Annotated in this window: 24 protein-coding genes and 1 pseudogene; 18 read left to right on the top strand and 7 right to left on the bottom strand. The window is 59.8% G+C overall.

Annotated elements, in window-relative coordinates; genetic code table 11:
* The first annotated feature begins 7 nt into the window (after window positions 1-7).
* The 5 genes from ACM1ZW_RS23120 to ACM1ZW_RS23100 all read left to right on the top strand — a co-directional run bounded on the left by ACM1ZW_RS23120 (window position 8) and on the right by ACM1ZW_RS23100 (window position 3831).
* Window positions 8-493 (top strand): flavin reductase family protein, encoded by a 486-nt coding sequence (locus tag ACM1ZW_RS23120; RefSeq protein ID WP_074877285.1) that lies wholly within the window; start codon window positions 8-10, stop codon window positions 491-493.
* A gap of 69 nt (window positions 494-562) precedes the next feature.
* Window positions 563-2038: an NAD-dependent succinate-semialdehyde dehydrogenase gene (locus ACM1ZW_RS23115; protein ID WP_416739427.1), complete on the top strand. Its 1476-nt coding sequence runs from the start codon at window positions 563-565 to the stop codon at window positions 2036-2038.
* A complete protein-coding gene (gene pcaC, locus ACM1ZW_RS23110) occupies window positions 2035-2424 on the top strand; it encodes a 4-carboxymuconolactone decarboxylase (RefSeq protein WP_414883672.1) in 390 nt (129 codons plus the stop codon). The genes ACM1ZW_RS23115 and pcaC overlap by 4 nt, the downstream gene beginning before the upstream one ends.
* Window positions 2425-2512: 88 nt before the next feature.
* Window positions 2513-3265, top strand: a complete 753-nt coding sequence (locus ACM1ZW_RS23105) for a GntR family transcriptional regulator (protein WP_095152786.1) — start codon at window positions 2513-2515, stop codon at window positions 3263-3265.
* Window positions 3266-3267: 2 nt separating this feature from the next.
* A complete protein-coding gene (locus ACM1ZW_RS23100) occupies window positions 3268-3831 on the top strand; it encodes an NUDIX hydrolase (protein WP_416739426.1) in 564 nt (187 codons plus the stop codon).
* Window positions 3832-3852: 21 nt separating this feature from the next.
* On the opposite strand, the gene ACM1ZW_RS23095 is transcribed toward ACM1ZW_RS23100, so the two are convergent.
* Window positions 3853-4146: a DUF1330 domain-containing protein gene (locus tag ACM1ZW_RS23095; protein WP_095152784.1), complete on the bottom strand. Its 294-nt coding sequence runs from the start codon at window positions 4144-4146 to the stop codon at window positions 3853-3855.
* Between the two features lie 71 nt (window positions 4147-4217).
* Between ACM1ZW_RS23095 and ribBA the strand changes: the two genes are divergently transcribed.
* From ribBA to ACM1ZW_RS23070, 5 genes are all read left to right on the top strand, one after another.
* Window positions 4218-5327 (top strand): bifunctional 3,4-dihydroxy-2-butanone-4-phosphate synthase/GTP cyclohydrolase II, encoded by a 1110-nt coding sequence (gene ribBA / locus ACM1ZW_RS23090; RefSeq protein WP_414883670.1) that lies wholly within the window; start codon window positions 4218-4220, stop codon window positions 5325-5327.
* Window positions 5328-5607: 280 nt separating this feature from the next.
* On the top strand, window positions 5608-6633 hold the full coding sequence (locus tag ACM1ZW_RS23085) for an ABC transporter substrate-binding protein (RefSeq protein ID WP_416739425.1): 1026 nt from the start codon (window positions 5608-5610) through the stop codon (window positions 6631-6633).
* Window positions 6618-7571 (top strand): ABC transporter permease, encoded by a 954-nt coding sequence (locus ACM1ZW_RS23080; RefSeq protein WP_416739424.1) that lies wholly within the window; start codon window positions 6618-6620, stop codon window positions 7569-7571. Before ACM1ZW_RS23085 ends, ACM1ZW_RS23080 begins: the two co-directional genes overlap by 16 nt.
* Window positions 7572-7577: 6 nt before the next feature.
* On the top strand, window positions 7578-8387 hold the full coding sequence (locus ACM1ZW_RS23075; RefSeq protein WP_414883667.1) for an ABC transporter permease: 810 nt from the start codon (window positions 7578-7580) through the stop codon (window positions 8385-8387).
* Window positions 8388-8404: 17 nt separating this feature from the next.
* Window positions 8405-9559: an ABC transporter ATP-binding protein gene (locus ACM1ZW_RS23070; protein ID WP_416739423.1), complete on the top strand. Its 1155-nt coding sequence runs from the start codon at window positions 8405-8407 to the stop codon at window positions 9557-9559.
* Between the two features lie 386 nt (window positions 9560-9945).
* On the opposite strand, the gene ACM1ZW_RS23065 is transcribed toward ACM1ZW_RS23070, so the two are convergent.
* Window positions 9946-11352 (bottom strand): purine-cytosine permease family protein, encoded by a 1407-nt coding sequence (locus ACM1ZW_RS23065; protein ID WP_414883665.1) that lies wholly within the window; start codon window positions 11350-11352, stop codon window positions 9946-9948.
* Window positions 11353-11663: 311 nt separating this feature from the next.
* Between ACM1ZW_RS23065 and ACM1ZW_RS23060 the strand changes: the two genes are divergently transcribed.
* Window positions 11664-12149 carry a flavin reductase family protein gene (locus tag ACM1ZW_RS23060; protein WP_416739422.1) on the top strand — a complete coding sequence of 162 codons (486 nt, stop codon included), beginning with the start codon at window positions 11664-11666 and terminating at the stop codon, window positions 12147-12149.
* 47 nt (window positions 12150-12196) lie between these two features.
* On the opposite strand, the gene ACM1ZW_RS23055 is transcribed toward ACM1ZW_RS23060, so the two are convergent.
* The gene (locus tag ACM1ZW_RS23055) at window positions 12197-12901 is read right to left on the bottom strand and encodes a methyl-accepting chemotaxis protein (protein WP_416740832.1); all 705 of its coding nucleotides are present in this window, start codon (window positions 12899-12901) and stop codon (window positions 12197-12199) included.
* Window positions 12902-13102: 201 nt separating this feature from the next.
* Window positions 13103-13987: pseudogene (locus ACM1ZW_RS23050) on the bottom strand (cache domain-containing protein); the annotation flags it as partial.
* Between the two features lie 368 nt (window positions 13988-14355).
* Between ACM1ZW_RS23050 and ACM1ZW_RS23045 the strand changes: the two are divergent.
* The 4 genes from ACM1ZW_RS23045 to ACM1ZW_RS23030 all read left to right on the top strand — a co-directional run bounded on the left by ACM1ZW_RS23045 (window position 14356) and on the right by ACM1ZW_RS23030 (window position 17751).
* Window positions 14356-15399 carry an LLM class flavin-dependent oxidoreductase gene (locus tag ACM1ZW_RS23045; protein WP_416739421.1) on the top strand — a complete coding sequence of 348 codons (1044 nt, stop codon included), beginning with the start codon at window positions 14356-14358 and terminating at the stop codon, window positions 15397-15399.
* 63 nt (window positions 15400-15462) lie between these two features.
* Entirely contained in the window at window positions 15463-15615 is a 153-nt protein-coding gene (locus tag ACM1ZW_RS23040; RefSeq protein WP_197281746.1) for a hypothetical protein, read from the top strand.
* 91 nt (window positions 15616-15706) lie between these two features.
* On the top strand, window positions 15707-16384 hold the full coding sequence (locus tag ACM1ZW_RS23035; RefSeq protein ID WP_416739420.1) for an isochorismatase family cysteine hydrolase: 678 nt from the start codon (window positions 15707-15709) through the stop codon (window positions 16382-16384).
* A 5-nt stretch (window positions 16385-16389) separates the two neighbouring features.
* Window positions 16390-17751, top strand: coding sequence for a purine-cytosine permease family protein (locus ACM1ZW_RS23030; protein ID WP_416739419.1), 1362 nt, complete (start codon window positions 16390-16392; stop codon window positions 17749-17751).
* 65 nt (window positions 17752-17816) lie between these two features.
* Here the strand turns inward: ACM1ZW_RS23030 and ACM1ZW_RS23025 are convergent, their stop codons facing one another.
* The 3 genes from ACM1ZW_RS23025 to ACM1ZW_RS23015 are packed head-to-tail and all read right to left on the bottom strand — an operon-like array spanning window position 17817 to window position 20361.
* Window positions 17817-18575: a PAS domain-containing protein gene (locus ACM1ZW_RS23025; RefSeq protein WP_414883661.1), complete on the bottom strand. Its 759-nt coding sequence runs from the start codon at window positions 18573-18575 to the stop codon at window positions 17817-17819.
* Complete coding sequence (locus ACM1ZW_RS23020) at window positions 18576-19247, bottom strand: response regulator (protein ID WP_414883660.1); 672 nt, start codon at window positions 19245-19247, stop codon at window positions 18576-18578. It abuts the gene before it with no gap.
* Window positions 19216-20361, bottom strand: coding sequence for an ATP-binding protein (locus ACM1ZW_RS23015; protein WP_416739418.1), 1146 nt, complete (start codon window positions 20359-20361; stop codon window positions 19216-19218). The genes ACM1ZW_RS23020 and ACM1ZW_RS23015 overlap by 32 nt, the downstream gene beginning before the upstream one ends.
* A 189-nt stretch (window positions 20362-20550) precedes the next feature.
* On the opposite strand from ACM1ZW_RS23015, the gene ACM1ZW_RS23010 reads away from it, so the two are divergent.
* From ACM1ZW_RS23010 to ACM1ZW_RS23000, 3 genes are read left to right on the top strand one after another with little or no spacing between them, the layout of a single operon-like run.
* A complete protein-coding gene (locus ACM1ZW_RS23010; RefSeq protein ID WP_416739417.1) occupies window positions 20551-21063 on the top strand; it encodes a dimethylamine monooxygenase subunit DmmA family protein in 513 nt (170 codons plus the stop codon).
* The gene (locus ACM1ZW_RS23005) at window positions 21060-21989 is read left to right on the top strand and encodes a PDR/VanB family oxidoreductase (protein WP_416739416.1); all 930 of its coding nucleotides are present in this window, start codon (window positions 21060-21062) and stop codon (window positions 21987-21989) included. The genes ACM1ZW_RS23010 and ACM1ZW_RS23005 overlap by 4 nt, the downstream gene beginning before the upstream one ends.
* Window positions 21990-21998: 9 nt before the next feature.
* Entirely contained in the window at window positions 21999-23015 is a 1017-nt protein-coding gene (locus ACM1ZW_RS23000; protein WP_416739415.1) for a heme-dependent oxidative N-demethylase family protein, read from the top strand.
* Window positions 23016-23018 lie beyond the last annotated feature (3 nt).

Below are 23018 nucleotides of genomic sequence, written 5' to 3'. Positions count from 1 at the left end.
CGCCGACATGATCGAACCCGGCATTTACAAAGACGTCATGAGCTCGTTCCCATCCGGGGTCACGGTGGTCACCACCCTGGACCCGGACGGTGGCATCGTCGGCATCACCGCCAGCGCCTTCAGTGCGCTGTCGATTGATCCGGCACTGGTGCTGTTCTGCCCCAACTATGCCTCGGACACGTACCCAATTCTGCGTGACAGCAAGCAGTTCGCGATTCATCTGCTGTCGGCCGACCAGACTGCCGAAGCCTATGCGTTTGCGGGCAAAGGCAAGGACAAGGCCAAAGGCATCGACTGGCACCTCAGCGAGCTGGGCAACCCGCTGCTGCGCAAAGCCACAGCGATCATCGAGTGCGAACTGTGGCGTGAATACGACGGCGGCGATCACGCGATCATCGTCGGCGCGGTGAAGAACCTGATTCTGCCCGAGCAACCGGTCACGCCGATGATCTATCACAAAGGCAAGCTGGGCCCGCTGCCCACACTGGCCTGACGTCTACATTTGGGTTGCGTCTACCCCCCCCCGGTGCGGCCCTTTTTTACTTCTATTATGGGAGCCGGCATGAGCCCAGCAGCCTTGCAACTGTTCCGCCAGCAGGCCTACATCGACGGCCAGTGGCTGGATGCGCCCGATGGCGTCTGTCAGGACATTTTCAACCCGGCCACCGGCGAAAAGATCGGCCAGGTGCCCAACCTTGGCGCCGCAGAAGCTCGTCAGGTCATCGCCGCCGCCAACAAAGCCTGGCCGGCCTGGCGCGCACTGACCGCCAAAGAGCGCAGCCAGACGCTCAAACGCTGGCACGCGCTGATGCTCGAGCACGCCGATGCCCTGGCAGAAATCCTTACTCTGGAACAAGGCAAGCCCTTGGCGGAGGCCAAGGGTGAAATCCTTTACGCCGCAAGCTTCATCGAGTGGTTCGCCGAAGAAGCCAAACGCATCTACGGCGACACCATTCCCAGTCACAAAGCCGATGCGCGCATTGTGGTCAGCAAGGAACCGATCGGCGTGGTCGCGGCCATCACCCCGTGGAATTTCCCGGCGGCGATGATTACCCGCAAGGCCGGCCCGGCGCTGGCGGCCGGTTGCCCGTGCATCGTAAAACCGGCACCGGAAACCCCATTCTCGGCGCTGGCCATGGCCGCGTTGGCGGAACAGGCCGGGATTCCACCGGGCATTTTCAATGTGATCACCGGCAACGCCGTGGCCATCGGCGGCGAGCTGACCGCCAGCCCGCTGGTGCGCAAACTGTCGTTCACCGGCTCCACCGCCATTGGCAAGTTGCTCATGGCGCAGTGCGCGCCAACGCTGAAAAAAGTCTCGCTGGAATTGGGGGGCAACGCGCCCTTCATCGTGTTTGACGATGCTGATCTGGAGCGCGCCGTAGAAGGTGCGCTGATCGCCAAGTTTCGCAATGCCGGGCAAACCTGTGTCTGTGCCAATCGCTTCCTGGTGCAAAGTGGCATTCATGATGCTTTTGCCACGCGACTGGCCGAGCGCGTGGCGCAACTGAACGTTGGCAGTGGTTTCGAGGCAGGTGTCACTCAAGGCCCGCTGATTAACGAACGCGCGGTGGCCAAAGTCGAAGACCACGTTCAGGACGCCCTCTCCCAAGGCGCCCGACTGCTTTGCGGTGGTGAACGTCATGCACTGGGGCACGGCTTCTTCCAGCCAACCGTACTGGCTGGCGTGACCGGTGACATGAAAGTCGCTCAAGAAGAAACCTTCGGCCCGTTGGCCGCAGTGTTCCGCTTCGACACCGAAGCCGAGGCTGTGCACTTGGCCAACGACACCGAATTCGGCCTCGCAGCTTACTGCTACACCCGCGATCTGGGCCGGGCCTGGCGCATGAGTGAAGCACTGGAATACGGCATGGTCGGGATCAACGAAGGGCTGATTTCCACTGAAGTCGCGCCCTTTGGCGGGATCAAGTCTTCGGGGCTGGGCCGTGAAGGATCCAAGTACGGCATCGAAGATTATCTGGAGCTCAAATACACCTTGATGGGCGGGCTCGACGATTTTGGGAGCGCACAGCGATGAGCAATGAAAAATATGAAAAAGGCCTGAAAATCCGCACCCAGGTGTTGGGCGAAGCCTACGTGAACCGGTCCATCGAGAACGCCGACGACTTCACCCAGCCATTGCAGGAGATGGTCACCGAGTACTGCTGGGGCCATGTCTGGGGCCGTGAGGGTTTGTCGCTTAAAGAGCGCAGCATGATAAACTTGGCAATGATTTCGGCCCTCAATCGGCCTCACGAACTCAAGCTGCATGTACGCGGCGCCTTGCGTAACGGGCTGAGTCGTGAACAAATACGCGAAATTCTGCTTCAGGTCGGTATTTATTGCGGTGTTCCCGCTGCCGTAGACAGTTTCCGGCTCGCCCGTGAAGCCTTCGCCGAAGCCGATGCCGAGGCCTCCAGTTAACCCTTGGCTGTTTGATCTGACCGAGCACAGAGATTCTTGCGATCGAAGTGCTCTTTTTGCATGGACAGCCACACTCAGAGCGGACCCCATGAAACGCCTGCCACTCGACGACAGCTTCAAGGTCAATCGCAATCCCGTTACCCTGCGCGAAATCGTGCTGGATAAACTGCGAAGCGCCATCATGAACTTCCAGCTCATGCCGGGAGACCGCTTGGTCGAACGCGATTTGTGTGATCGCCTGGGGGTCAGTCGCACTTCCGTTCGCGAGGCCTTGCGTCACCTGGAATCCGAAGGCCTGGTGGAGTTCGCCGACGCCAAAGGGCCCAGTGTCGCCATCATTACCCTGGCCGATGCCGTCGATATCTACGAACTGCGTTGCGTGCTCGAAGGCCTGATCGTCCAGCTGTTCACCCTGCGTGCCAAGGCCAAGGACATCAAGGCCCTGGAAAAAGCCCTGGAGGAAAACCGCAAGGCCCTCAAGGAAGGTGAACTGCAACAGGTCATCGACTCGGTTCAGGGTTTCTACGATGTCCTGCTCGAAGGCTCCGGCAACCATGTGGCGGCCACTCAGCTGCGCCAGTTGCAGGCGCGAATCAGCTACTTGCGGGCGACCTCGGTATCCCAGGAAAACCGTCGTGGCGCCAGCAATCAGGAAATGGAACGCATGGTCGAGGCCATCAAGAGTGGCGATCCCCTCGCCGCCCACCAGGCTTGCGTCGATCACGTGCGCGCCGCTGCAACCGTCGCTCTCGATTACCTCAAGCGCAAACAGGAAGAAACCGGGGCGATCCCGGCAATCACCCTGCCCATCGCGCTTAAAGAACCGCGTATAGGTCGCTAAAAATGTTCAGCCCGAGCTTTTGTCCAAAGTGCGGCGGCAGTGACCTCAGTCACCAGCTGCCGCCGGGCGATACGCACGAGCGCCTGATGTGCCGCGATTGCGGCTACATCCATTACGTCAATCCGAAAATCATTGCCGGCTGCATCATCGAGCAGGACGGCAAGTATTTGCTATGTCAGCGCGCCATCCCGCCGCGTCCTGGCACCTGGACGTTGCCGGCCGGCTTCATGGAAGGCGGCGAGACCACCGAGCAGGCGGCGCTGCGCGAAGTCTGGGAAGAGAGCGGCGTGCGCGCGGAAATTCTCTCGCCCTACTCGATCTTCAGCGTGCCGAAGATCAGCGAGGTGTACATCATCTTCCGCGCCGTTGCGTTGGAGATCACCGGGCAGTACGGGCCGGAAACCCTCGACTACAAATTCTTCGCACCCGAGGACATCCCTTGGGACAGCATCTACTACCCGGCGATCCGGCAGATCCTCGAACGCTATATCGAGGAACGCCAGGCCGGGGTGTATGGCATCTACATCGGCAACGATGATACCGGCAAGATCCACTTCATTCGCTGAGTCTGTTTCTACACGCGGCCCTCAGGGCGCCACGCCCTCGACAATGATGATCTGAGCCCGGGCCACGCCCTCGCGGTGCCGTTTCGCCTCTTGATACTGCTCTGAGTGGTAGCAGGCCAGCGCCTGTTCGTACGAGTCGAATTCAATCACCACGTTGCGTTGCGGCGTGGGCCCGCCTTCCAGCGCTTCGCTGCGCCCGCCCCGGGCCAACATCCGTCCGCCATACAACGCGAAGGCCGCTGGCGCCCGCTGGGTGTATTGGCTGTATTGATCGAGGTCGGTGACATCGACATGAGCAATCCAGTACGCCTTCATAGTGACCTCTCAGTTTATTTTGTATTATGGTATACCACATAATATTTCCATCAAACACTGAGAATCCCAACATGGCCTTCAACAGCATCGAAGAAATCATCGAAGACTATCGCCAAGGCAAGATGGTGCTCCTGGTCGATGACGAGGACCGGGAAAATGAAGGCGACCTGCTGCTGGCCGCCGATTGCTGCACGGCCGAGGCCATCAGCTTCATGGCCCGGGAAGCACGCGGCCTGATCTGTCTGACCTTGATCGACGACCACTGCCAACGCCTTGGGCTGGAGCAGATGGTGCCGAGCAATGGCAGCGTGTTCAGTACCGCGTTTACCGTGTCCATCGAGGCCGCCGTGGGCGTGACCACCGGCATCTCCGCCGCCGACCGGGCGCGCACCGTGGCAGCCGCGGTTGCCGTTAATGCCGGGCCCGCCGACCTCGTGCAACCCGGCCATATTTTCCCGCTGCGCGCCAAGGAAGGCGGCGTACTGACTCGCGCCGGTCATACCGAGGCCGGTTGCGACCTGGCACGCCTGGCCGGCTTCACCCCGGCCTCGGTGATCGTCGAAGTAATGAACGATGACGGCACCATGGCTCGCCGCCCGGACCTGGAAGTGTTCGCGCGCAAGCACGCGATCAAGATCGGCACCATCGCCGACCTGATCCACTATCGCCTCAGCACCGAACACACCGTGGTGCGGATCGGTGAACGTGAACTGCCCACTGTACACGGCACCTTCCGTCTGATCACCTTTGAAGACCGCATTGAAGGTGGAGTCCACATGGCAATGGTCATGGGTAAATTGCACCGGGACGAACCAACGCTGGTGCGCGTGCATGTGATCGATCCGCTGCGCGATCTGGTGGGCGCCGAATACAGCGGGCCGTCCAACTGGACGTTGTGGGCAGCGCTTCAGCGAGTAGCCGAGGAAGGTCGTGGCGTGGTGGTGGTGCTGGCCAATCATGAGTCGTCGCAAGCGCTCCTCGAACGCGTCCCGCAACTCACCCAGGCGCCCAAACAATTCAGCCGCTCCCAATCGCGCATCTATTCTGAAGTGGGTACCGGCGCGCAGATTCTGCAGGATCTTGGCGTGGGCAAGTTGCGTCATCTTGGCCCGCCGCTGAAATACGCGGGTTTGACCGGTTACAACCTGGAAGTCGTGGAAAGCATCCCTTTCACCGAATGATTCCTGGCTTCTTTCTATAAACGTGAAGGCCGCTACCCGTGGCCTGACGGAAAAAAAACATTTTTGGCTGATAGCCGGTAAGGCAAAGTGCTTGCACAAAGTTTGGAATACCATAATATGATATTCCATAGACCGAACGATTCAGCCAAGTGCGCCCGCCAGGGAAAGCACCAATAAGAGCCCTTGGCACGGTCGCCTTTAGAGGCCAGATGGACCTACTGCTCCCGATAGGCGGGCATTACCAAGCCCGCTCAAAAACACAACAAATGAGGGCGTGAAAATGGTGTTGAACAAACGTGCAACCGCAGTACTGTTCGCAGGCTTACTGGCCACGGCCAGTCACGTGGTCATGGCGGCTGAAAGCGTCAACTTCGTCAGTTGGGGCGGCAGCACCCAGGATGCACAGAAGCAGGCCTGGGCTGATCCGTTCAGCAAAGCCAGCGGCATTACCGTAGTCCAGGATGGCCCGACCGACTACGGCAAACTCAAAGCCATGGTCGAAAGCGGCAACGTGCAATGGGACGTGGTCGATGTCGAAGCCGACTTCGCCCTGCGCGCCGCCGCCGAAGGCTTGCTCGAACCCCTCGATTTCAACGTTATTCAGCGCGACAAAATCGACCCGCGGTTTGTCTCTGACCATGGCGTCGGTTCGTTCTATTTCTCCTTCGTCCTCGGCTACAACGAAGGCAAGCTAGGCAGTGGAAAGCCGCAGGACTGGTCTGCACTGTTCGACACCAAAACCTACCCTGGTAAACGCGCCCTTTACAAATGGCCGAGCCCCGGCGTGCTTGAACTGGCCCTGCTGGCCGATGGCGTAGCCGCCGACAAGCTCTACCCGCTGGATCTGGATCGCGCCTTCAAAAAACTCGACACCATCAAGAAAGACATCGTCTGGTGGGGTGGCGGCGCACAGTCGCAACAACTGCTCGCTTCCGGTGAAGCCAGCATCGGCCAGTTCTGGAATGGTCGGATCTACGCCCTGCAACAGGATGGCGCGCCGGTGGGCGTGAGCTGGAAACAGAACCTGGTCATGGCCGACATTCTGGTCATACCTAAAGGCTCGAAAAACAAGGCCGCAGCCATGAAGTTTTTGGCCAACGCCAGCAGCGCCAAAGGACAAGCTGACTTCTCCAACCTGACCGCCTATGCGCCGGTCAACGTCGACAGCGTGGCGCGCCTGGACTCAGTGCTGGCCCCTAACTTGCCGACTGCCTACGCTAAGGATCAGATCACTCTTGATTTCGCGTACTGGGCCAAAAACGGTCCGGCCATCGCGACACGGTGGAACGAATGGCTGGTCAAATGAAAATGACAGCAGCCCCCCTTCAACCTACTCCGACCGGGAGCGCCATTGGCGCTGCCGGTTCGGCCTCCGGCAAGGCGGCTGTGATGAAGCAATCCCCTTCCCTGGCGCAGCGCTGGCGCGGTTCGAGCAACCTGATTCCCGCCCTGCTGTTCCTCGGCCTGTTTTTTCTGGCGCCGCTGATTGGGCTGTTGCTGCGTGGCGTGCTGGAGCCGAGCCCGGGTCTTGGCAACTACGAGCAGCTGTTCGCCAACTCGGCTTACGCCCGAGTCTTGCTCAACACGTTCTCGGTGGCCGGGCTGGTGACGCTGTTCAGCCTGCTGCTGGGCTTTCCGCTGGCCTGGGCGATTACCCTGGTGCCACGTGGCTGGGGTCGCTGGATCCTCAACATCGTGCTGCTGTCGATGTGGACCAGCCTTCTCGCGCGGACCTACTCCTGGCTTGTGCTGTTGCAGGCGTCCGGGGTGATCAACAAAGCATTGATGGCGATAGGCATCATCGATCAGCCGCTGGAGATGGTGCATAACCTCACCGGCGTGGTGATCGGCATGAGTTACATCATGATCCCGTTCATCGTGCTGCCGCTGCAGGCGACCATGCAGGCCATCGACCCGATGATTCTGCAAGCCGGCTCGATTTGCGGCGCCAGTCCGTGGACCAACTTCTTCCGGGTATTCCTGCCGCTGTGTCGGCCGGGGCTGTTCTCCGGTGGCTTGATGGTGTTTGTGATGTCCCTCGGTTACTACGTGACCCCGGCACTGCTGGGCGGCGCGCAGAACATGATGCTGCCCGAATTCATCATTCAGCAGGTGCAGTCGTTCCTCAACTGGGGTCTGGCCAGCGCCGGCGCCGCGTTGCTGATTGTCATTACGCTGGTGTTGTTCTACTTCTACCTGAAGCTCCAGCCGGAATCCCCGGTTGGCGCCAGCAACGCGAGGTAAGCCGTCATGCTCCTGACCCCTAATGCCATGAGCCGCCGGATGCGCTTGGGCCTGTACCTCACCACCGGACTGATCGCGCTGTTCCTGTTGCTGCCGATCGTGTTCATCGTGCTGCTGTCATTCGGTTCCTCCCAGTGGCTGGTGTTCCCACCACCGGGCTGGACTCTGAAATGGTACGGCCAGTTCTTCTCTAACGCTGACTGGATGAACGCGGCCGTGGCCAGCCTCAAAGTCGCGGTACTGACCACCTTTTTTGCTGTGGCGTTGGGCCTGCCGACCGCTTTTGCGCTGGTACGCGGACGGTTCCCTGGACGGGAAATGCTCTACGGCCTGTTTACCCTGCCAATGATCGTGCCGCTGGTGATCATCGCGGTGGCGGTGTATGCGCTGTTCCTGAAACTGGGCTACACCGGCACGATGTTCGCTTTCGTGGTCAGCCACGTGATTGTTGCGTTGCCGTTCACCATCATCTCGATCATCAACTCGCTGAAGCTGTTCGATCAGTCCATTGAAGATGCCGCAGTGATCTGTGGCGCCTCGCGCCTGCAAGCAGTGTTCAAGGTGACCTTTCCGGCGATTCGTCCGGGCATGGTGGCCGGTGCCCTGTTTGCGTTCCTGGTGTCCTGGGATGAAGTGGTGCTTAGCGTGATGATGGCCAGCCCGACCCTGCAAACCCTTCCCGTGAAAATGTGGACCACCCTGCGCCAGGACCTGACGCCCGTGATCGCCGTCGCCTCGACGCTGCTGATCGGCCTCTCGGTATTGGTCATGGTCATCGCCGCCGCCCTTCGCCGGCGCAATCCAATCAGCGCCTGAGCGCCCAGGAGTACGACATGAGTGCAGTGATCAAAGATTCCGCGCATCAGAACGACCAACCGTTGGTTAGCCTGCGCAACCTGAACAAGTACTACGGCGATTTTGCCGCCGTGGACAACATCTCGCTGGACATCAAGGACGGTGAATTCCTCACGTTCCTCGGCTCCAGCGGCTCAGGTAAAAGTACAACGCTGTCGATGCTCGCCGGCTTCGAAACCCCGAGCAGCGGCGAGATCCTGGTCAATGGCCAGTCGCTGGTCAACGTACCGCCGCACAAGCGTGACATCGGTATGGTGTTCCAACGTTATTCGCTGTTCCCACACCTGTCGGTGCGCGACAATATCGCGTTCCCGCTGGCCATTCGCAAACTGGCCACCGCGGAGCGCGAACGCCGGGTCGATGCGATGCTCAAACTGGTGCAGCTTGAGCAATTTGCGCATCGTCGCCCATCGCAACTCTCCGGCGGCCAGCAGCAACGGGTCGCCATCGCTCGAGCCCTGGTCTACGAGCCACGCATCCTGCTGATGGACGAACCCCTTGGCGCCCTGGATAAAAAGCTGCGTGAAGACTTGCAAGACGAACTGCGCCAGCTGCATCGGCGCTTGGGCATCACCATTGTCTACGTGACCCACGACCAGGAAGAAGCGATGCGCCTGTCCCAGCGCATCGCAATTTTCAGCCACGGTAAGATCGTCGGTTTGGGCAGCGGTTACGACCTGTACCAGAACCCGCCGAATGCCTTTGTTGCTTCGTTCCTTGGCAACTCGAACTTCCTCAAGCTCAAGGCTCAAGGCAATGCGGTCGCTACGTTTGAAGGGCAATCGTTGTCGATTCGACTGACCGCAGGATTGCAAACCGATCAGGATGTACTGCTGATGGTGCGTCCGGAAAAAGCCTTGGCGCTGAGCGTCGAGCAAGCGGTTCAGGAACCGCTAGCGGCAGGCTGGAATGAAGTGTCGGCCATTGCGGGCGAAGTGCTGTTCCTCGGTGAAAGCCAGACCTGCACCGTGATGACTTCCGGCGGTACCTCGATGACCGTCAAGGCGCTCTCCGCCGCCGGCATGCCTCTGAAGACTGGCGATCCGGTTCGGGTGCGCTGGGCCACTGCGGATGCTTGCGTGTATACCGAATGGGCTGAGAGTGATCTGAACAAGGCTGCTGGGGCTCATTGATTTGGCGCCGGTCCATGCCAGTGGGCTGTGATTGATCTGTCACCCTCGGGCCGCTGCAACGTCGGGTTGCAGCGGCCTTTTTTTTGATCTCACTATCCCTCTGCCTGACTCATCGTTTAAACCTCCCGGTATCGCCACGAACACAGCATCCGTGCCCTGCCCCGAACCAATGTGTATCTTCCCTCGCGAATACATCCTTCAGCCAACACCATCATCGCCTGACCAGCCGCTTTCTCCAGCGAGCTCACGCAATGAAGCTTTAGTGGACACAGCATTCAAGCTCGGCACCGATCAAATGTGCGCCTTCAGCTCTCCCTCTGTTCACCATCCAAACGAAAATGCCCGGCACAGGCCGGGCATCTCAGACGAACAGAAGACGGGTTTGATTAATCGGCATAACCGAGTCTGGAAGCTTTGCGCTCTTGCGCTTGACTGCGGGTAGCCAGGCAATAATACAACGGACAAGTCACCACCAGCCCCACCAGCCACGACAGGTCAGCACCTTCCACCAGATTGGCATACGGCCCGACATACAACGACGTATTGGCAAACGGCAGCTGCACAATAATCCCGATGAAATACGCAACGATCGCATGCAGATTGAAACACCCGTAAATCCCGCCATCCGCACGGAAGATCGAGGCGATGTCATAGCTGCCACGCTTGATCAGATAGAAATCAATCAGGTTGATCGACGCCCAAGGCACCAGCACCAGCAACAGCGCCAAAATCAGGCCGATGAACTGCGAGATGAAGTCTGCGGAAGCGCCCAATGCGACGAAGCAGCACCCCGCCAGCACCCCACTCGACAACACCACGCGCACCTTGATGCTCGGCGTCCATTGGCTGGCGAAGGTCTGGATCGAGGTGATAATCGACAGCACCGCGCCATACAGATTCAAGGCGTTGTGGCTGATGATGTTGAGCAAAAACAGCACCATCAGAATCGGCCCCAGCCAGCCGGTGGATTGCTTCACCGCGGCCATCGCTTCGGTGCCTTCTGGAGTGGCCAACACCGCCACCGCGCCGAAGGTGAACGAGAGAATGGTGCCCAAGGTCGCGCCCAGATACGTGGCGAAAAACGGACGGGCGATCCCGATATCCGCCGGCAGGTAACGCGAGTAGTCCGATACATACGGCGAGAAGCTGATCTGCCAGATGATCCCCAACGACACCGTTGCCAGCCAGCCCGACAGGTTGAAACTGCCGCGAGTGAAGAAGTCCGCCGGCAGGTCGTGAGCGAAGATGTAAAGGAAACCGGCAAGCAAGGCACTGCCCATGACCCAGGTTCCGATGCGATTGAGGGTGTGAATGAAGCGGTAACCGATAACCCCGATTGCGGTAGCGCTGAGCGCACCGATGAGGATGCTCGCCGGCACCGGAACTGAAGGCGCAATGCCGACAATGGACTTGCCGGCCAAGACGATGTTGGAGATGAAAAAGCCGATGTAGATGATCGCCGCAAAGAACACGATCAGCAACGCACCATAACGGCCGAACTGTCCGCGGCTCTGCACCATCTGCGGAATCCCCATGCGCGGACCTTGGGCCGACGCGAGGGCAATCACCAGGCCACCGACCATGTGCCCGAGCGCAATCGCCAACAGCCCCCAGAACAGGTCGAGATGGAACACTTGAACCACCATGGCGCCGGTCACGATGGGCAAGGGCGCGATGTTGGTACTGAACCATAAAGTGAAAAGGTCGCGGGCCTTCCCGTGGCGTTCCGCGAGTGGGACGTAATCGACCGTGTGATTCTCGATCAGGGGGTCTTGCCGGGACATCTGGGACATGTGCATGAACTCTAGTTTGTCTGATCTTATTGTTGTACGAAGCCAAACCGGGGACGCTCTTTGGCGGTCCCTCAGATGCGAGTCATATTATGGTATTCCAACTTTTAAACAAGGCTGATCGGGTCTTTTAGCATCCCTAATCCCGATAAATGAACGCCAACAAATTCCATTAAAAGCCCGTATTCATTGGGCTTAATGCCCAATACGTGCGTTTATCGGGGAAAAGAAAAAGCCCTTGCAAACGATGTATTACGGTATACCATCAGACCTACAAACCCATAAAACCTGTTTCACCGCCAGAGGACCGTCCCATGATCGATGCCGCCATCTACAAACAAGTGATGGGTTCGTTTCCGTCCGGAGTGACTGTGATCACCACGCTGGATGACGACGACCAAATCGTCGGCCTTACCGCCAGCGCCTTCAGCTCGCTGTCCATGGACCCGGCCCTGGTGCTGTTCTGCCCCAACTACAGCTCCGATTCCTATCCGGTTCTGATCAAGAACAAACGCTTTGCCATTCACGTCCTGTCCGGCGGCCAGCAGAGCGAAGCCTATGCCTTCGCGCGCAAAGGCAAGGACAAGGCCCAAGGCATCGAATGGACCTTGAGTGAACTGGGCAACCCGATTCTGGCTAACGCCACGGCGGTGATCGAATGCGAGCTGTGGCGCGAATACGAAGGGGGCGACCACGCGATCATGGTCGGCGCGGTGAAGAACCTGATCGTGCCCCAGCAGAACGCAGGGCCACTGGTGTATTGCCACGGCAAGATGGGCGCGCTACCCGTCCTCGCCTGACTCAATCAAACGGCAGCGGCGTGTATCCGCACCGCTGCCTCTCCTGCTCACGTTCTGAAACGACTCACCAACTGATTCAATGTCTCGGACAATGCGGTCAGGTTCTTCGCATCCTGCCGGGTAGAATCTGCAAGACTGGAAACCAACTGCGCATCACCGTGAATCTGGCTGATGTGCCGGTTGATGTCTTCGGCCACCTGATGCTGCTCCTCTGCCGCCGTGGCGATCTGCGTATTCATGTCACGGATCACATCCACCGATTCGCGGATCAACCCAAAACTGACCCGCGCTTCATTGATCGACACCACCGTCTCCTGCGACACCTCCAGACTGGCGTGCATTTGCTTGCCCATCTGATGGGTACGCCGTGCCAGATTACCGAGCAAGCCATCGATCTCACCCGTGGAGTCGGAGGTGCGCTTGGCCAACGCCCTCACCTCATCGGCCACCACAGCAAAACCGCGACCCTGCTCACCGGCACGTGCCGCCTCGATGGCAGCATTTAACGCCAGCAGGTTGGTCTGTTCAGCAATCGAACGAATCGTGCCGAGAATCGACTGTATGTCGTTACTGTCTTTTTCAAGTTGCTCCATCGCCTGGGCGGAGTGCTCAATCTCTTGGCTCAGACGCCCGACATTGTTCACTGCTGCATCGATTTGCTGCTGCCCGGTATGCGCCTGGCGCTGTCCATTATCGGCCGAGTCGGCAGCCCGGCTGCAGGAGCGCGCGACTTCATTGGACGTGGCCACCATCTCATGAAACGCGGTGGACACCATGTCCACCGCCTCACGCTGACGAGACGCAACGTCGGCCATTTCCACCGAGACTTCAGTGGCGCTGCCGGAACTGCTGTGAATCTGCCCCGCTGCCTGGCCGATGCGCTGGATTAACGTTCGGATCGCTTCGAGAAACTGGTTGAACCAGCCAGCCAACTGCGCCGTTTCATCCCGCCCACGCACTGCCAGACGTGCAGTCAGGTCGCCTTCACCTTGAGCGATTCCTTCCAGACCGCTAGCCACGCTCCGAATCGGCTTGACAATCAACCCGGCAAACCAGGCTCCGCCCATGGCAAAAAATCCGGCGCAGACCAAGGCGATCGCAGCAATGATCCAAGTCAATCGAGTGGCACCGGCCATCACTTCACTTTCCCGGACCACACCGACAAAGCGCCAGCCCAGCGCTTCGGACGGCCAAACAAAAGCCATGTAGCGCTCGCCCGCCAGTTTGACTTCAACCAGCCCCTTGCCGGCTTCACTTAACTCGCGGTAACCATCACCCAGCTCACTGAGCTTTTTAAAGTTGTGGGACGGCTCATTCGGATCGACCAGTACCGTGTCATTGCCTTCCATCAACAGCAAATAGCCGCTGTCACCAAGCTTGATCTGCTTGACCAGGTCGGTTAATTGCTTGAGCGAGACGTCGATGTTCACCACCCCGACATTACTGCCCAGGCGATTGGTGAAGCTCTGGACGGTGCTGACCAGCACCACATCGTCGGCCGCCCAGTAATAGGCATCAGTTCGTAGAGTCTTGCCCGGCTGCGCCATCGCAGTTTTGTACCAGGGCCGTGTACGAGGATCGTACCCGGAGAGCTTGGGATCACCCGGCCAGAACACGTAACCGCCGTCTTCAGTACCCAGTGACAGATAGGCATAGGCCGAATGACTCCTGGCCAACCCCGAGAACAGCTGAAACAGTTGCTGATCATGCTCGCCCATGGGCATTTGGGCCGCGTCACTCGCCATATATCGTTTGAGACTGGCATCAATACTCTGCAATTGCGGATGTTCGGCCAGGTAGGCGACATTCTGGCTGATGCCTTCGAAGAACAGTTGCATGGCGTTTTCGACCTGACGGATCTCCCGTCCACTGCTGTCGCTAAACGTTTCCCGTGCCTCTTGGCGTACGTTGAGGATGATCAGCACAGCTACCAGAATAACCGGGAGGCTGGCGATCGCCGCAAATGCGAGGATCAGTTTTTGTTTTATGTTCATCAAGCTCGCCTTCCTTGTGAGGTGAGTACGACCGTCGGAGAGAAATATTTTGTGGATATTCCATATTATGGTATACCAATAACGAATCAGCCGAATAGCCGTTCTCAGCGACGCGCTTCAACCGGCGAGAACTCCCGGGAGCGCCTAGCGCTCATTCCAGGCAACAGGCCTGCAGTCGACAGGCCGACAACAAAAGATCCGAGGTAAGCGTCATGAAGTTTTCATTGTTCGTGCACATGGAACGCTGGGACGAAAGCATCAGCCACCGTCAGTTGTTCGAAGACCTGACGGAACTGACCCTGATGGCTGAAGCCGGCGGTTTCAGCACCGTCTGGATCGGCGAACACCACGCGATGGAATACACCATCTCGCCGAGCCCGATGCCGTTGTTGGCCTACCTGGCCGCCAAGACCACCACCATTCACCTCGGCGCCGGCACCATCATCGCGCCGTTCTGGCACCCGTTGCGCGTCGCCGGCGAATGCGCACTGCTGGACGTGATCAGTAACGGTCGCATGGAAGTCGGTCTGGCCCGCGGCGCGTATCAGGTGGAATTCGACCGCATGGCCGGTGGCATGCCTGCCTCTTCCGGTGGTCAGGCGCTGCGGGAAATGGTTCCAGTGGTTCGCGCCTTGTGGCAAGGCGACTACGCCCACGACGGTGACATCTGGAAGTTCCCGACCTCAACCAGTGTGCCAAAGCCGATCCAGAAGCCTAATCCACCGATGTGGATCGCCGCTCGCGATCCCGATTCGCATAACTTCGCGGTGGCCAACGGCTGCAACGTCATGGTCACGCCACTGATGAAAGGCGACGAAGAAGTCCTCGACCTGAAGAATAAATTCCAGACTGCGTTGGACAACAATCCAGAGGTGCCGCGCCCACAACTGATGGTGCTGCGTCACACCCACGTCCACGCGGTCGATGACCCCGAAGGCTGGAAAGTCGGGGCCAAGGCGATCTCGAAGTTCTATCGCACTTTTGATGCCTGGTTCGGTAATAAGGAAGTGCCGGTCAACGGCTTCCTGGCGCCGAGCCCGGAAGAAAAATTCGCCGCGCGACCAGAGTTCGAACTGGAGAGTCTGCACAAGACGGCGATGATCGGCACCGCGGAAGAAATCATCCCGCGCATCAAGTATTACCAGGAACTGGGGGTCGACGAGTTCAGCTTCTGGTGCGATAACAGCCTGCCCCACGCGGAGAAGAAAAAATCCCTGGAGCTGTTCATCAAACACGTGGTCCCGGCGTTCCGCTGAGTCCACCACCCTGCCCCTCGGACGCGAAGCCGGGGGGCTGACTGACGTGTAGGGTCGATTCCAATGATCAATGATCGCCGCCCATCACTCGCCCTTCCCTCCGGCGCCGAGCAGGTTTATCTGCGCGGCGAATGGACCGCTTCGCATCTGCATTTCAAGCGCCTGCGCGCCAGCGTTACCGCCAAGCAGAACGGCTTCTGGCAGCTGGTTCACTGAGCCCACCCGAACTGGAATTCACGCATCCCACGTCTCGTTATCGCGAAGCGTGTCCGGTGCATTGTGCTTCGCCCATGATCAGGTTTGCTCAATGAACAATAAAAACGCGCTGTTGATCATCGACATGCAGCAGGAGGACGGTTTCGTCCTGGAACACTTCGACACCGTGGAGGCCAACACCGCCGCCCTGCTCGAGACTGCCCGCCGTCAACGGGTGCCTGTCATCTATACCCGCCACATCAATCAGGCCGACGGCATTGACTTGCCGCGCGGCGAACCGCGAGCGGCCGACGGCGGCCCTAGCAGTTATCGCGCCGGCACCCGGCAAGTGGAAATCACCGAACGTCTGGCGCCGCAGCCAGATGAACTCATTATCGACAAGGGCCGTTACAGCGCCTTCCACCGAACCGACCTGGACGCCCGACTCAAGGCACTCCAGGTCGATACCTTGATCGTATGTGGTGTACTGACCGATGTCTGCGTACTGAGCACGGTGTTCGATGCCTTCGCCCTGGGTTTTCACATTCGCCTGGTCAGCGACGCCTGCACCACGACCACGCTGGCGGGACATTACTCGGCGCTCCTGATCATGGCCAACTGGGTCTACGCCCTGGAAATCCTGACCTGCGCCGAATGCCTTCGAGCCATGGAAAACCGCGAGTATCTAAGCCTGATCCCCGAGCGCCCGGACCTGTTCGCCCACCAGCCCCATGAGCTGGAAAACACCATCGCCCGTTTGCAAACCCACCTCGCCCGGACTCAGGAGTAATCGCCATGCAAGTGGAAAAAAGAAGCATCGATTTCATCCCTGAAGCCGAACGCCATGGCCAACCCGGCTCGCTGTTCTTCATCTGGTTTGGCGCCAACATGAACATCACGACCATCGCGTCCGGCGTGTTGCCGGTGGTGATGGGGCTCAATCTGTTCTGGAGCGCATTGGCGATCATCATCGGTTCGCTGCTGGGGGCGATTTTCATGGCATCCCATTCCGCCCAGGGGCCGAAACTCGGCATCCCGCAAATGATCCAGAGCCGGGCCCAGTTCGGCGTGCTGGGGGCGGTGTTGCCGCTGCTGTTCGTGATGCTCATTTACCTGGGGTTTTTCGTCAGCAACACCTTGCTCGCCGCCCAGGCATTGGAGTCCGTCAGTCCGTTACCGGCCACCGGCAACATCTACCTGATCGGGGCGTTGTGCTTTGTCGTCGCGCTCTATGGTTATCGCCTGATCCATCGCCTGCAGAAAGTGCTGTCACTGCTTTCGTTGTTGGTGTTCATCGCCGCTACGGTGCTCGCCTTGCAGCTGCCGATCCCGGCGGAACAATGGCTGCCGACGGGTTTCTCGTTGTCGAAGTTTCTGGCGGCGGTGAGCATTGCCGTGACCTGGCAACTGTCCTATGCGCCGTATGTGGCCGACTACTCGCGTTACCTGCCGAGCAGTACGCCAACCGCAAAAGTGTTCTGGTACAGCTACGCCGGCACGGTCAGCGGCGGTGCCTGGATGATGATTCTCGGGGCGATCCTCAGCATCGGCATTAGCGACTTTTCCAGCAACGTCGGCAGCCATGTCGCCGGGCTGTTTGGTGGCGGCGCACTGCTATTGTTCGCCTTCATCGTCTATGGCCAGGTGTCGATCAATGTGTTCAACCTGTACGGCGCCTTCATGTCGACCATTACCGTGATCGAACCCTTTGCCCGGCTCAAGGTGACACCGCGGGTACGCGGCTTGTTCATGCTGGTGATCAGCCTGGTGGCCACGGCCTTGTGCACCATCAGTCAGGATGACTTCATCAACTTCTTCCTCAACTTCATTTTCTTCATGAGCTATTTCCTGATTCCTTGGACCGCGATCAACCTGGTGGATTACTACTGCCTGCGCAAAGGGCAGTACCGGATAGCTGACATCTTCGACAAGGACGGGATCTACGGGCGTATCAACTGGATCGCCTGCGGCAGTTTCGTGCTGGCGATCGCCCTGGAAATCCCCTTCATGAACACCACGTTGTATGTCGGCCCGGTGGCCAACGCCCTGGATGGCGTAGACCTGGCCTGGATTGTCGGGTTGCTGGTGCCCGCCCTCAGCTATTACGGGTTGATGAAACTGGGCAAGCGCGCCCAGGGAGTCGGCGAATTGTCCTGATAACCCCCTGAAAGCCCCAACGCCGGGTGCGATGCCCGGCGTTGTACCCTCGCGCAACGGTGTATTCAGCTCGCTCGCCGATCCATGCAGCGCTCGAAAATCGCGCCCTCGATACCCAACACTTCCCGGGTGTCGGCATAAATCCCCACTCCCTTTTCCCAAACATGCTTGATCGACTGATCTGCGCAGCGTATCCGGTAATGGAGTTCGAACGGTTCCTGCCGTGACAGGGCATATTGCACCTCGCGCCAGACGTAATCGGCATCCTGGGCCAGGATCAGGCTGTTGTAGGTGAACTCATGGTTGTCCACCAGCCGCTCCGGTGGATACCCGGTCAGTTGCAGGCAACCGGCACTGACGAATTCCATGGTCCAGTCGCGGTTGTTGCGGCCGCGATAGATCAGCCCCGGCATGCTGTCGAGCAGGCTCATGCTGCTGCGCTGGCTGGCCTGCAAGGCAATCTCGCGCCGCTTGTGCGCAGTGATGTCGCCGGCCACCAGATAAAAAGCCTGAAGCCCGCGCTTCAGGCTGACGTCGAACCAGCGCAGCTCCCCCGAAGGGTGAACAAAACGCAGCCGCTGATTGAAGGAGGTTTCGGGGTGCCGACGCAGTTCATGCAGGGCCTGACGCCACAACGAACGGTCTTCGTGGTGCACATAGTCGATGAGGTTGCGTTCCGTACCTGGCAGATCCATCAGCTCGACCCAGGCCAAGTTGAAGTGGGCGATCTGACCGTTATCGCGCAGTTCGAGCAACGCCGCAGGAAAGCGATCCATCAAATGCAAGGGCAGTGTCTGCACAAATGCCTCTGGTCGTTCCATCATCTAATGACGCTCCTCGTGTCTCACCGACGCGCCGTTGTGCACCCACGCCGCCAGTTCCAGGCGCGAGTGCAGGCTGAGCTTCTGCAAGAGATTCCTCACATAGATTTTGACCGTGCCATCGCTGATGCCCAGTTCACGGCCGATCTGTTTATTGCTCATGCCCGCAGCGATCAGGGCCAGGGTCTGCCCCTCGCGCTCGGTCAGGTTGCCGGTGTCGAGCGGATCCGCATCGTGCGCAGGGCGGGTCACCGACTCGCGCTGATCGGCCAGCAGCGCAATCAGGGTTGAATCCAGAACAATCGCGCCCTTGTGGCAATTGCGCATGTAAGCCAACAACGCATCAGGCTCGGTTTCCTTGAGCACATAACCACTGGCGCCCAGGCGCAGGGCCGTCAACAGCTCGGCGCGATCCATCGATGCGGTGAGCACCACCACCTGACAGTCGAGGCGCAACTGACGCAGTTCATCGAGCACCTGCAAACCGCTCAAGCCGGGCATGTGCAGATCCAGCAAGACCTGCTGCGGCGCCAGGCTCACCGTCAGGTTGATGCCTTCGCGGCCGCTGGCGGCCTGCCCCACCACTTCAAAGTCGTCGCTGGCGCTGAACAGCTGTGCCAGGCCTTTGCGAAACAACGGGTGATCATCGATCAGTAGTAAGGTCGTGCAGTCCATCGAAACTCCCCTGTGGCAGGTCTTGGTGGCGGCGAAGGCCAAGGTGTACGCGAACCCCGTGCGGGCGGATCGCCTCAATGGTCAGTCGGGCGCCAATGCTCGCGGCGCGTTCGCGGATAATCGCCAAGCCGAAATGGTTTTCCTCCCCTGACGCCGGGCTCAGTCCGATGCCGTCATCCTCCACCGATACGCAGGCTTCACCGTCCTGGTTTTGCCGCAACTCGATGCGCACATGCCGTGCATGGGAATGGCGTACCGCGTTGGCCAGTGCCTCGCGAATGATCTGCAGAATCTGCAATTCGGTTTCCGGGCTCAAAGCATCATCAGCCAGGCGATTGTCCAGTTCAAAAACGATGATGCAGCGCCGCGAGAACTCAGCGACAGAGTCGGCCAGAGCCTGACGCAGCGAGCGCCCGTCCATGGTCAGACGAGCGCTGGTAATCAGCTCCCGCACCTGACGCTGCAATTGACTCAAGCCGCCGCACAGTTCCTGCAACGCGGCGTTGGCGTGCGCAGGCTCGCCCAACTGCGATTGCAGCAAACGCGCCTGGAACGACAGATAACCCAACTGCTGAGCCACCGAATCGTGCAACTCACGAGCCAGGGCGCCGTGCCGGGAGGTCGCCTGTTTGCGCTGTTGCTCACGGGTGTAGCAGCGCAAGCGCACGGTGACGCCGATCGCCTGCGCCGCCTCTTCCAGCAACTGGCGCCAGCTTGCGTGGACCGGTTGAGGGGTATCCAGCAACAACACCCCTTTGTTCGAATCATCACTTTGCGGCAAGGCACATACCAGGCGATGAACGCCCCGTTGCCGACAAGGGCCACAGACCTGAGCCGCATCATCCAGTGTCGAATCACGCCAAGGGCAGCGTTCCACGTCCTGGCAGCCCTCGATCAATCCGCGCCGCGTCGGCCCCAGGTCTTCGCCGCCCAGGATCAGACTCAGTTTGCAGGTCGGCAACACTGCTTCGAAACGGTCCAAAAAACCTGACAAGGCACCGTCAGCGTGCACCTGACACAAGGGCAATCCGGTCAGTAGTTTGCGCACACTGCGTGCCTGTTCGGGGCGGATACGCCCCAACCAGAGCGGCCACCACTGCGGTTGTGTTCGCACTATCGATAACTCCCCGTCCGGTTGCTCAGCCTTGAGCAAAGACCAGCAACTTCCATGCCCCGAACAGGCGTTGTTCAGGGCTTATCTCCAAAGGCGTAGCCCTTTTTCCGGATTGAGAAGATTTTCCCCATAGGAAAGTATCTTCCCCAACAGGAAACAAATTCCCAGTTCAACGCCAGGAAAGCCCACATGACGGATAGACACAGCGCTGCCCAAGACCGACTTCACAGCCTCCCGTGCTATCGACAACCGCTGCCTCGTGAAAGCGTCACCCGGCACATCGTGGTCATGCAATCGGCGGCCGTCTGCACGCCCTTTGTCGGGGAACTGGAACAGCCCTTGGTGCTGAATGGCGAGAGCGCCGACTTTTCCCGCCGCCTGCATCAGGTGCTGGTTAGCGCTACCGTCGGCAGCCATCTCTACATCATGGGCGACGAGGTCTTTATCTGGCGTATCCACGGCGAGGCCCGCAGCGCCGGACTGGAAGATGACGAGATCGACATCACCCGTACGATTGCCGGCCAGCGCCAGGTGTATTGCGTGCACTGCGGCCTGACTCAGGCCGCCGGGCCGGAGCCGCTGCTGAGCTGCATCGGTTGCGCAGTCGGACTGGAAGTCCGGGAGCACTTTTCCCGCCGCCTCGGGGCATACCTCGGTGTCTGCACCAACCCCGACCAGCCTTACGCCGGAGTCCGGTCATGAGCGCCGTCATCGAAGTGCGGGTCAGTGCGGCAAGGATGCTTACCCCAGTGGTGCGCGAATTCACCCTGCAGACGTGCGCCGGGCCCCTGCCGGCTTTCTCCCCTGGCAGTCATGTGCAGCTTCACCTGCCGCTGGCCGAGGGCAAGGTGCGCAATGCCTATTCACTGACCGGCGACCCGGCGGACAACCAGCATTACCGCATCGCCGTACGCCTGCAGGAGGCCTCCCGCGGCGGCTCTCACTACTTGCATCGGCAGGTCCGGATCGGCGACAGGCTGGAGATCTCGCCACCGGCCAATCTGTTCGCCCTGCACTCTACCGCCAGCCTGCACATCCTGATCGCCGGAGGCATCGGCATCACGCCGTTCATGGCCTACATCGCGGCCCTGGAACAACGCCAGGCTCACTTCGAATTGCACTACCTCTGTCGTCCGGGCCTGAGCGATGCCTATGTCGAGGCGTTGCAACAGCGGCTGGGATCGCGCCTGCACATCTACGCCAGCCGCCCGGACCTGAGCGACATCCTGCGTGATCGACCGCTGGGCAGCCACGTTTACACCTGCGGCCCGCAACCGTTGCTCGACGCGGTTCGGCAACAGGCCAAGGCACTCGGCTGGCCGTCCAGCCGTGTGCACTGGGAAGCGTTCAATGCCGCACAACCGGGCCGGCCCTTCGAGCTGGAACTGCTGCGCAGCGGCCGGCGCCTGCGGGTCGGCCCCGATCAGAGCCTGCTCGAAGCCCTGGAGTCCGCCGGGCTGCAGATCCCCAACCTGTGCCGTGGAGGGGCCTGCGGCCAATGCATGACCCGCCACGTGGGCGGTGATATCGAACACCGCGACAGTTTCCTTAGCCCCGCCGAGCAGGCCGACTTTCTCATGCCCTGTGTCTCCCGCGGCTGCGGCCCTACCGTTTCGCTGGATCTTTAGGAGTCGACCATGACCATTCAACCAAGCCCCGTACAGAGCTATCGAGACGATTTCAGCTTTCGCAACAGCCCAGCTGCCATCAGTCGTTTCCCTTTCCCCTTCACCGAGGACAGCTACCTGTATTCGGTGAACATCGAACCGGCGACTTCCCGGGATCCCGGCTCGATCTACCAGCACGGGTTCGACATCGACGAACACTACCGCTCGGAAATGGCCGAACGCGCCTTGGTGCTGGACAAGGATCCACGCCGCTACCTGGTGCTGCCGCACATGCAAGTGGCGGCCTGGGATGCGCTGCAGATGCTCATGGAGCACCTGGCCGCCGACTATCCGCAGTGGTTCACCCTTGAGCGTGACGCTGAGCACTGGCATTGGCGCAACACCCTGCTGGATATCGATCAGCGCTTTGTGTTCGGTGATGCCGCGACCCTGCCTTGCGAACCGCTGGAGTTCATTGGCCGACAGGTGCAGGGGGATTTCGCCCTGCTCGATCAACGAGACGGCGATCTGTACATGGACGCCGGCCTGGTCACCAGCCCGGCCGACTGGTCCCTGGCCTTCGACGCCGGCATGAGTTTCAAGCAGTGGCATTCTCCGGTGCCCATGGCCCACCAGATGGGCATCTTCGACCGCGCGCTGAAGTACCTGCTCAACCTGCAGGTGGGCCAGCCGGTACGACGCCTGAACTGGACGCTGACCATCAACCCGCGCCTGGACTCCTCCCCTGAGACTTTCCATGAATGGGGCGCCGACCGCGGCCGCATCACCGCCGAGAACGTCGGGCAACAGGTTCACCTGCGGGTCGAGTTGCAAGTGATGGTCCGTCTACCCCGCAGCAACGCGGTGATGTTCAGCATCCGCACCTACCTGATCAGCATGGATGAGCTGGTCACTCAGCCCGGCTGGGGCTGCCGCCTGCACCGTGTGCTGCGCGACTTGCCCGAGCCGATCGCCGATTACAAAGGCATGAGCCGCTACCGACAGACCCTGGTCGAGTGGCTGACCCGCTTCGATCCGCAAGCCTGAACC

It is taken from the genome of Pseudomonas sp. NFX71 (assembly GCF_048079215.1).
GTDB lineage: Bacteria > Pseudomonadota > Gammaproteobacteria > Pseudomonadales > Pseudomonadaceae > Aquipseudomonas > Aquipseudomonas fluorescens_B.
The sequence above is the reverse complement of the archived record's forward strand: the minus strand, read 5'-3'. Positions and strand labels throughout refer to the sequence as shown.

Bases quoted from the DNA above. Each gene is read 5' to 3' on its own strand.
- ACM1ZW_RS23030 (WP_416739419.1), top strand. From the start codon at position 16,390: ATGCAAGTGGAAAAAAGAAGCATCGATTTCATCCCTGAAGCCGAACGC.
- ACM1ZW_RS23060 (WP_416739422.1), top strand. From the start codon at position 11,664: ATGATCGATGCCGCCATCTACAAACAAGTGATGGGTTCGTTTCCGTCC.
- ACM1ZW_RS23115 (WP_416739427.1), top strand. From the start codon at position 563: ATGAGCCCAGCAGCCTTGCAACTGTTCCGCCAGCAGGCCTACATCGAC.
- ACM1ZW_RS23120 (WP_074877285.1), top strand. From the start codon at position 8: ATGATCGAACCCGGCATTTACAAAGACGTCATGAGCTCGTTCCCATCC.
- ACM1ZW_RS23010 (WP_416739417.1), top strand. From the start codon at position 20,551: ATGACGGATAGACACAGCGCTGCCCAAGACCGACTTCACAGCCTCCCG.
- ACM1ZW_RS23055 (WP_416740832.1), bottom strand. From the start codon at position 12,901: ATGGTGGCCACGTCCAATGAAGTCGCGCGCTCCTGCAGCCGGGCTGCC.
- ACM1ZW_RS23000 (WP_416739415.1), top strand. From the start codon at position 21,999: ATGACCATTCAACCAAGCCCCGTACAGAGCTATCGAGACGATTTCAGC.
- ACM1ZW_RS23040 (WP_197281746.1), top strand. From the start codon at position 15,463: ATGATCAATGATCGCCGCCCATCACTCGCCCTTCCCTCCGGCGCCGAG.
- ACM1ZW_RS23080 (WP_416739424.1), top strand. From the start codon at position 6,618: ATGGCTGGTCAAATGAAAATGACAGCAGCCCCCCTTCAACCTACTCCG.
- ACM1ZW_RS23070 (WP_416739423.1), top strand. From the start codon at position 8,405: ATGAGTGCAGTGATCAAAGATTCCGCGCATCAGAACGACCAACCGTTG.
- ACM1ZW_RS23065 (WP_414883665.1), bottom strand. From the start codon at position 11,352: ATGTCCCAGATGTCCCGGCAAGACCCCCTGATCGAGAATCACACGGTC.
- ACM1ZW_RS23105 (WP_095152786.1), top strand. From the start codon at position 2,513: ATGAAACGCCTGCCACTCGACGACAGCTTCAAGGTCAATCGCAATCCC.
- ribBA (WP_414883670.1), top strand. From the start codon at position 4,218: ATGGCCTTCAACAGCATCGAAGAAATCATCGAAGACTATCGCCAAGGC.
- ACM1ZW_RS23075 (WP_414883667.1), top strand. From the start codon at position 7,578: ATGCTCCTGACCCCTAATGCCATGAGCCGCCGGATGCGCTTGGGCCTG.
- ACM1ZW_RS23005 (WP_416739416.1), top strand. From the start codon at position 21,060: ATGAGCGCCGTCATCGAAGTGCGGGTCAGTGCGGCAAGGATGCTTACC.
- ACM1ZW_RS23095 (WP_095152784.1), bottom strand. From the start codon at position 4,146: ATGAAGGCGTACTGGATTGCTCATGTCGATGTCACCGACCTCGATCAA.
- ACM1ZW_RS23045 (WP_416739421.1), top strand. From the start codon at position 14,356: ATGAAGTTTTCATTGTTCGTGCACATGGAACGCTGGGACGAAAGCATC.
- ACM1ZW_RS23085 (WP_416739425.1), top strand. From the start codon at position 5,608: ATGGTGTTGAACAAACGTGCAACCGCAGTACTGTTCGCAGGCTTACTG.
- ACM1ZW_RS23035 (WP_416739420.1), top strand. From the start codon at position 15,707: ATGAACAATAAAAACGCGCTGTTGATCATCGACATGCAGCAGGAGGAC.
- ACM1ZW_RS23025 (WP_414883661.1), bottom strand. From the start codon at position 18,575: ATGATGGAACGACCAGAGGCATTTGTGCAGACACTGCCCTTGCATTTG.
- ACM1ZW_RS23020 (WP_414883660.1), bottom strand. From the start codon at position 19,247: ATGGACTGCACGACCTTACTACTGATCGATGATCACCCGTTGTTTCGC.
- pcaC (WP_414883672.1), top strand. From the start codon at position 2,035: ATGAGCAATGAAAAATATGAAAAAGGCCTGAAAATCCGCACCCAGGTG.
- ACM1ZW_RS23100 (WP_416739426.1), top strand. From the start codon at position 3,268: ATGTTCAGCCCGAGCTTTTGTCCAAAGTGCGGCGGCAGTGACCTCAGT.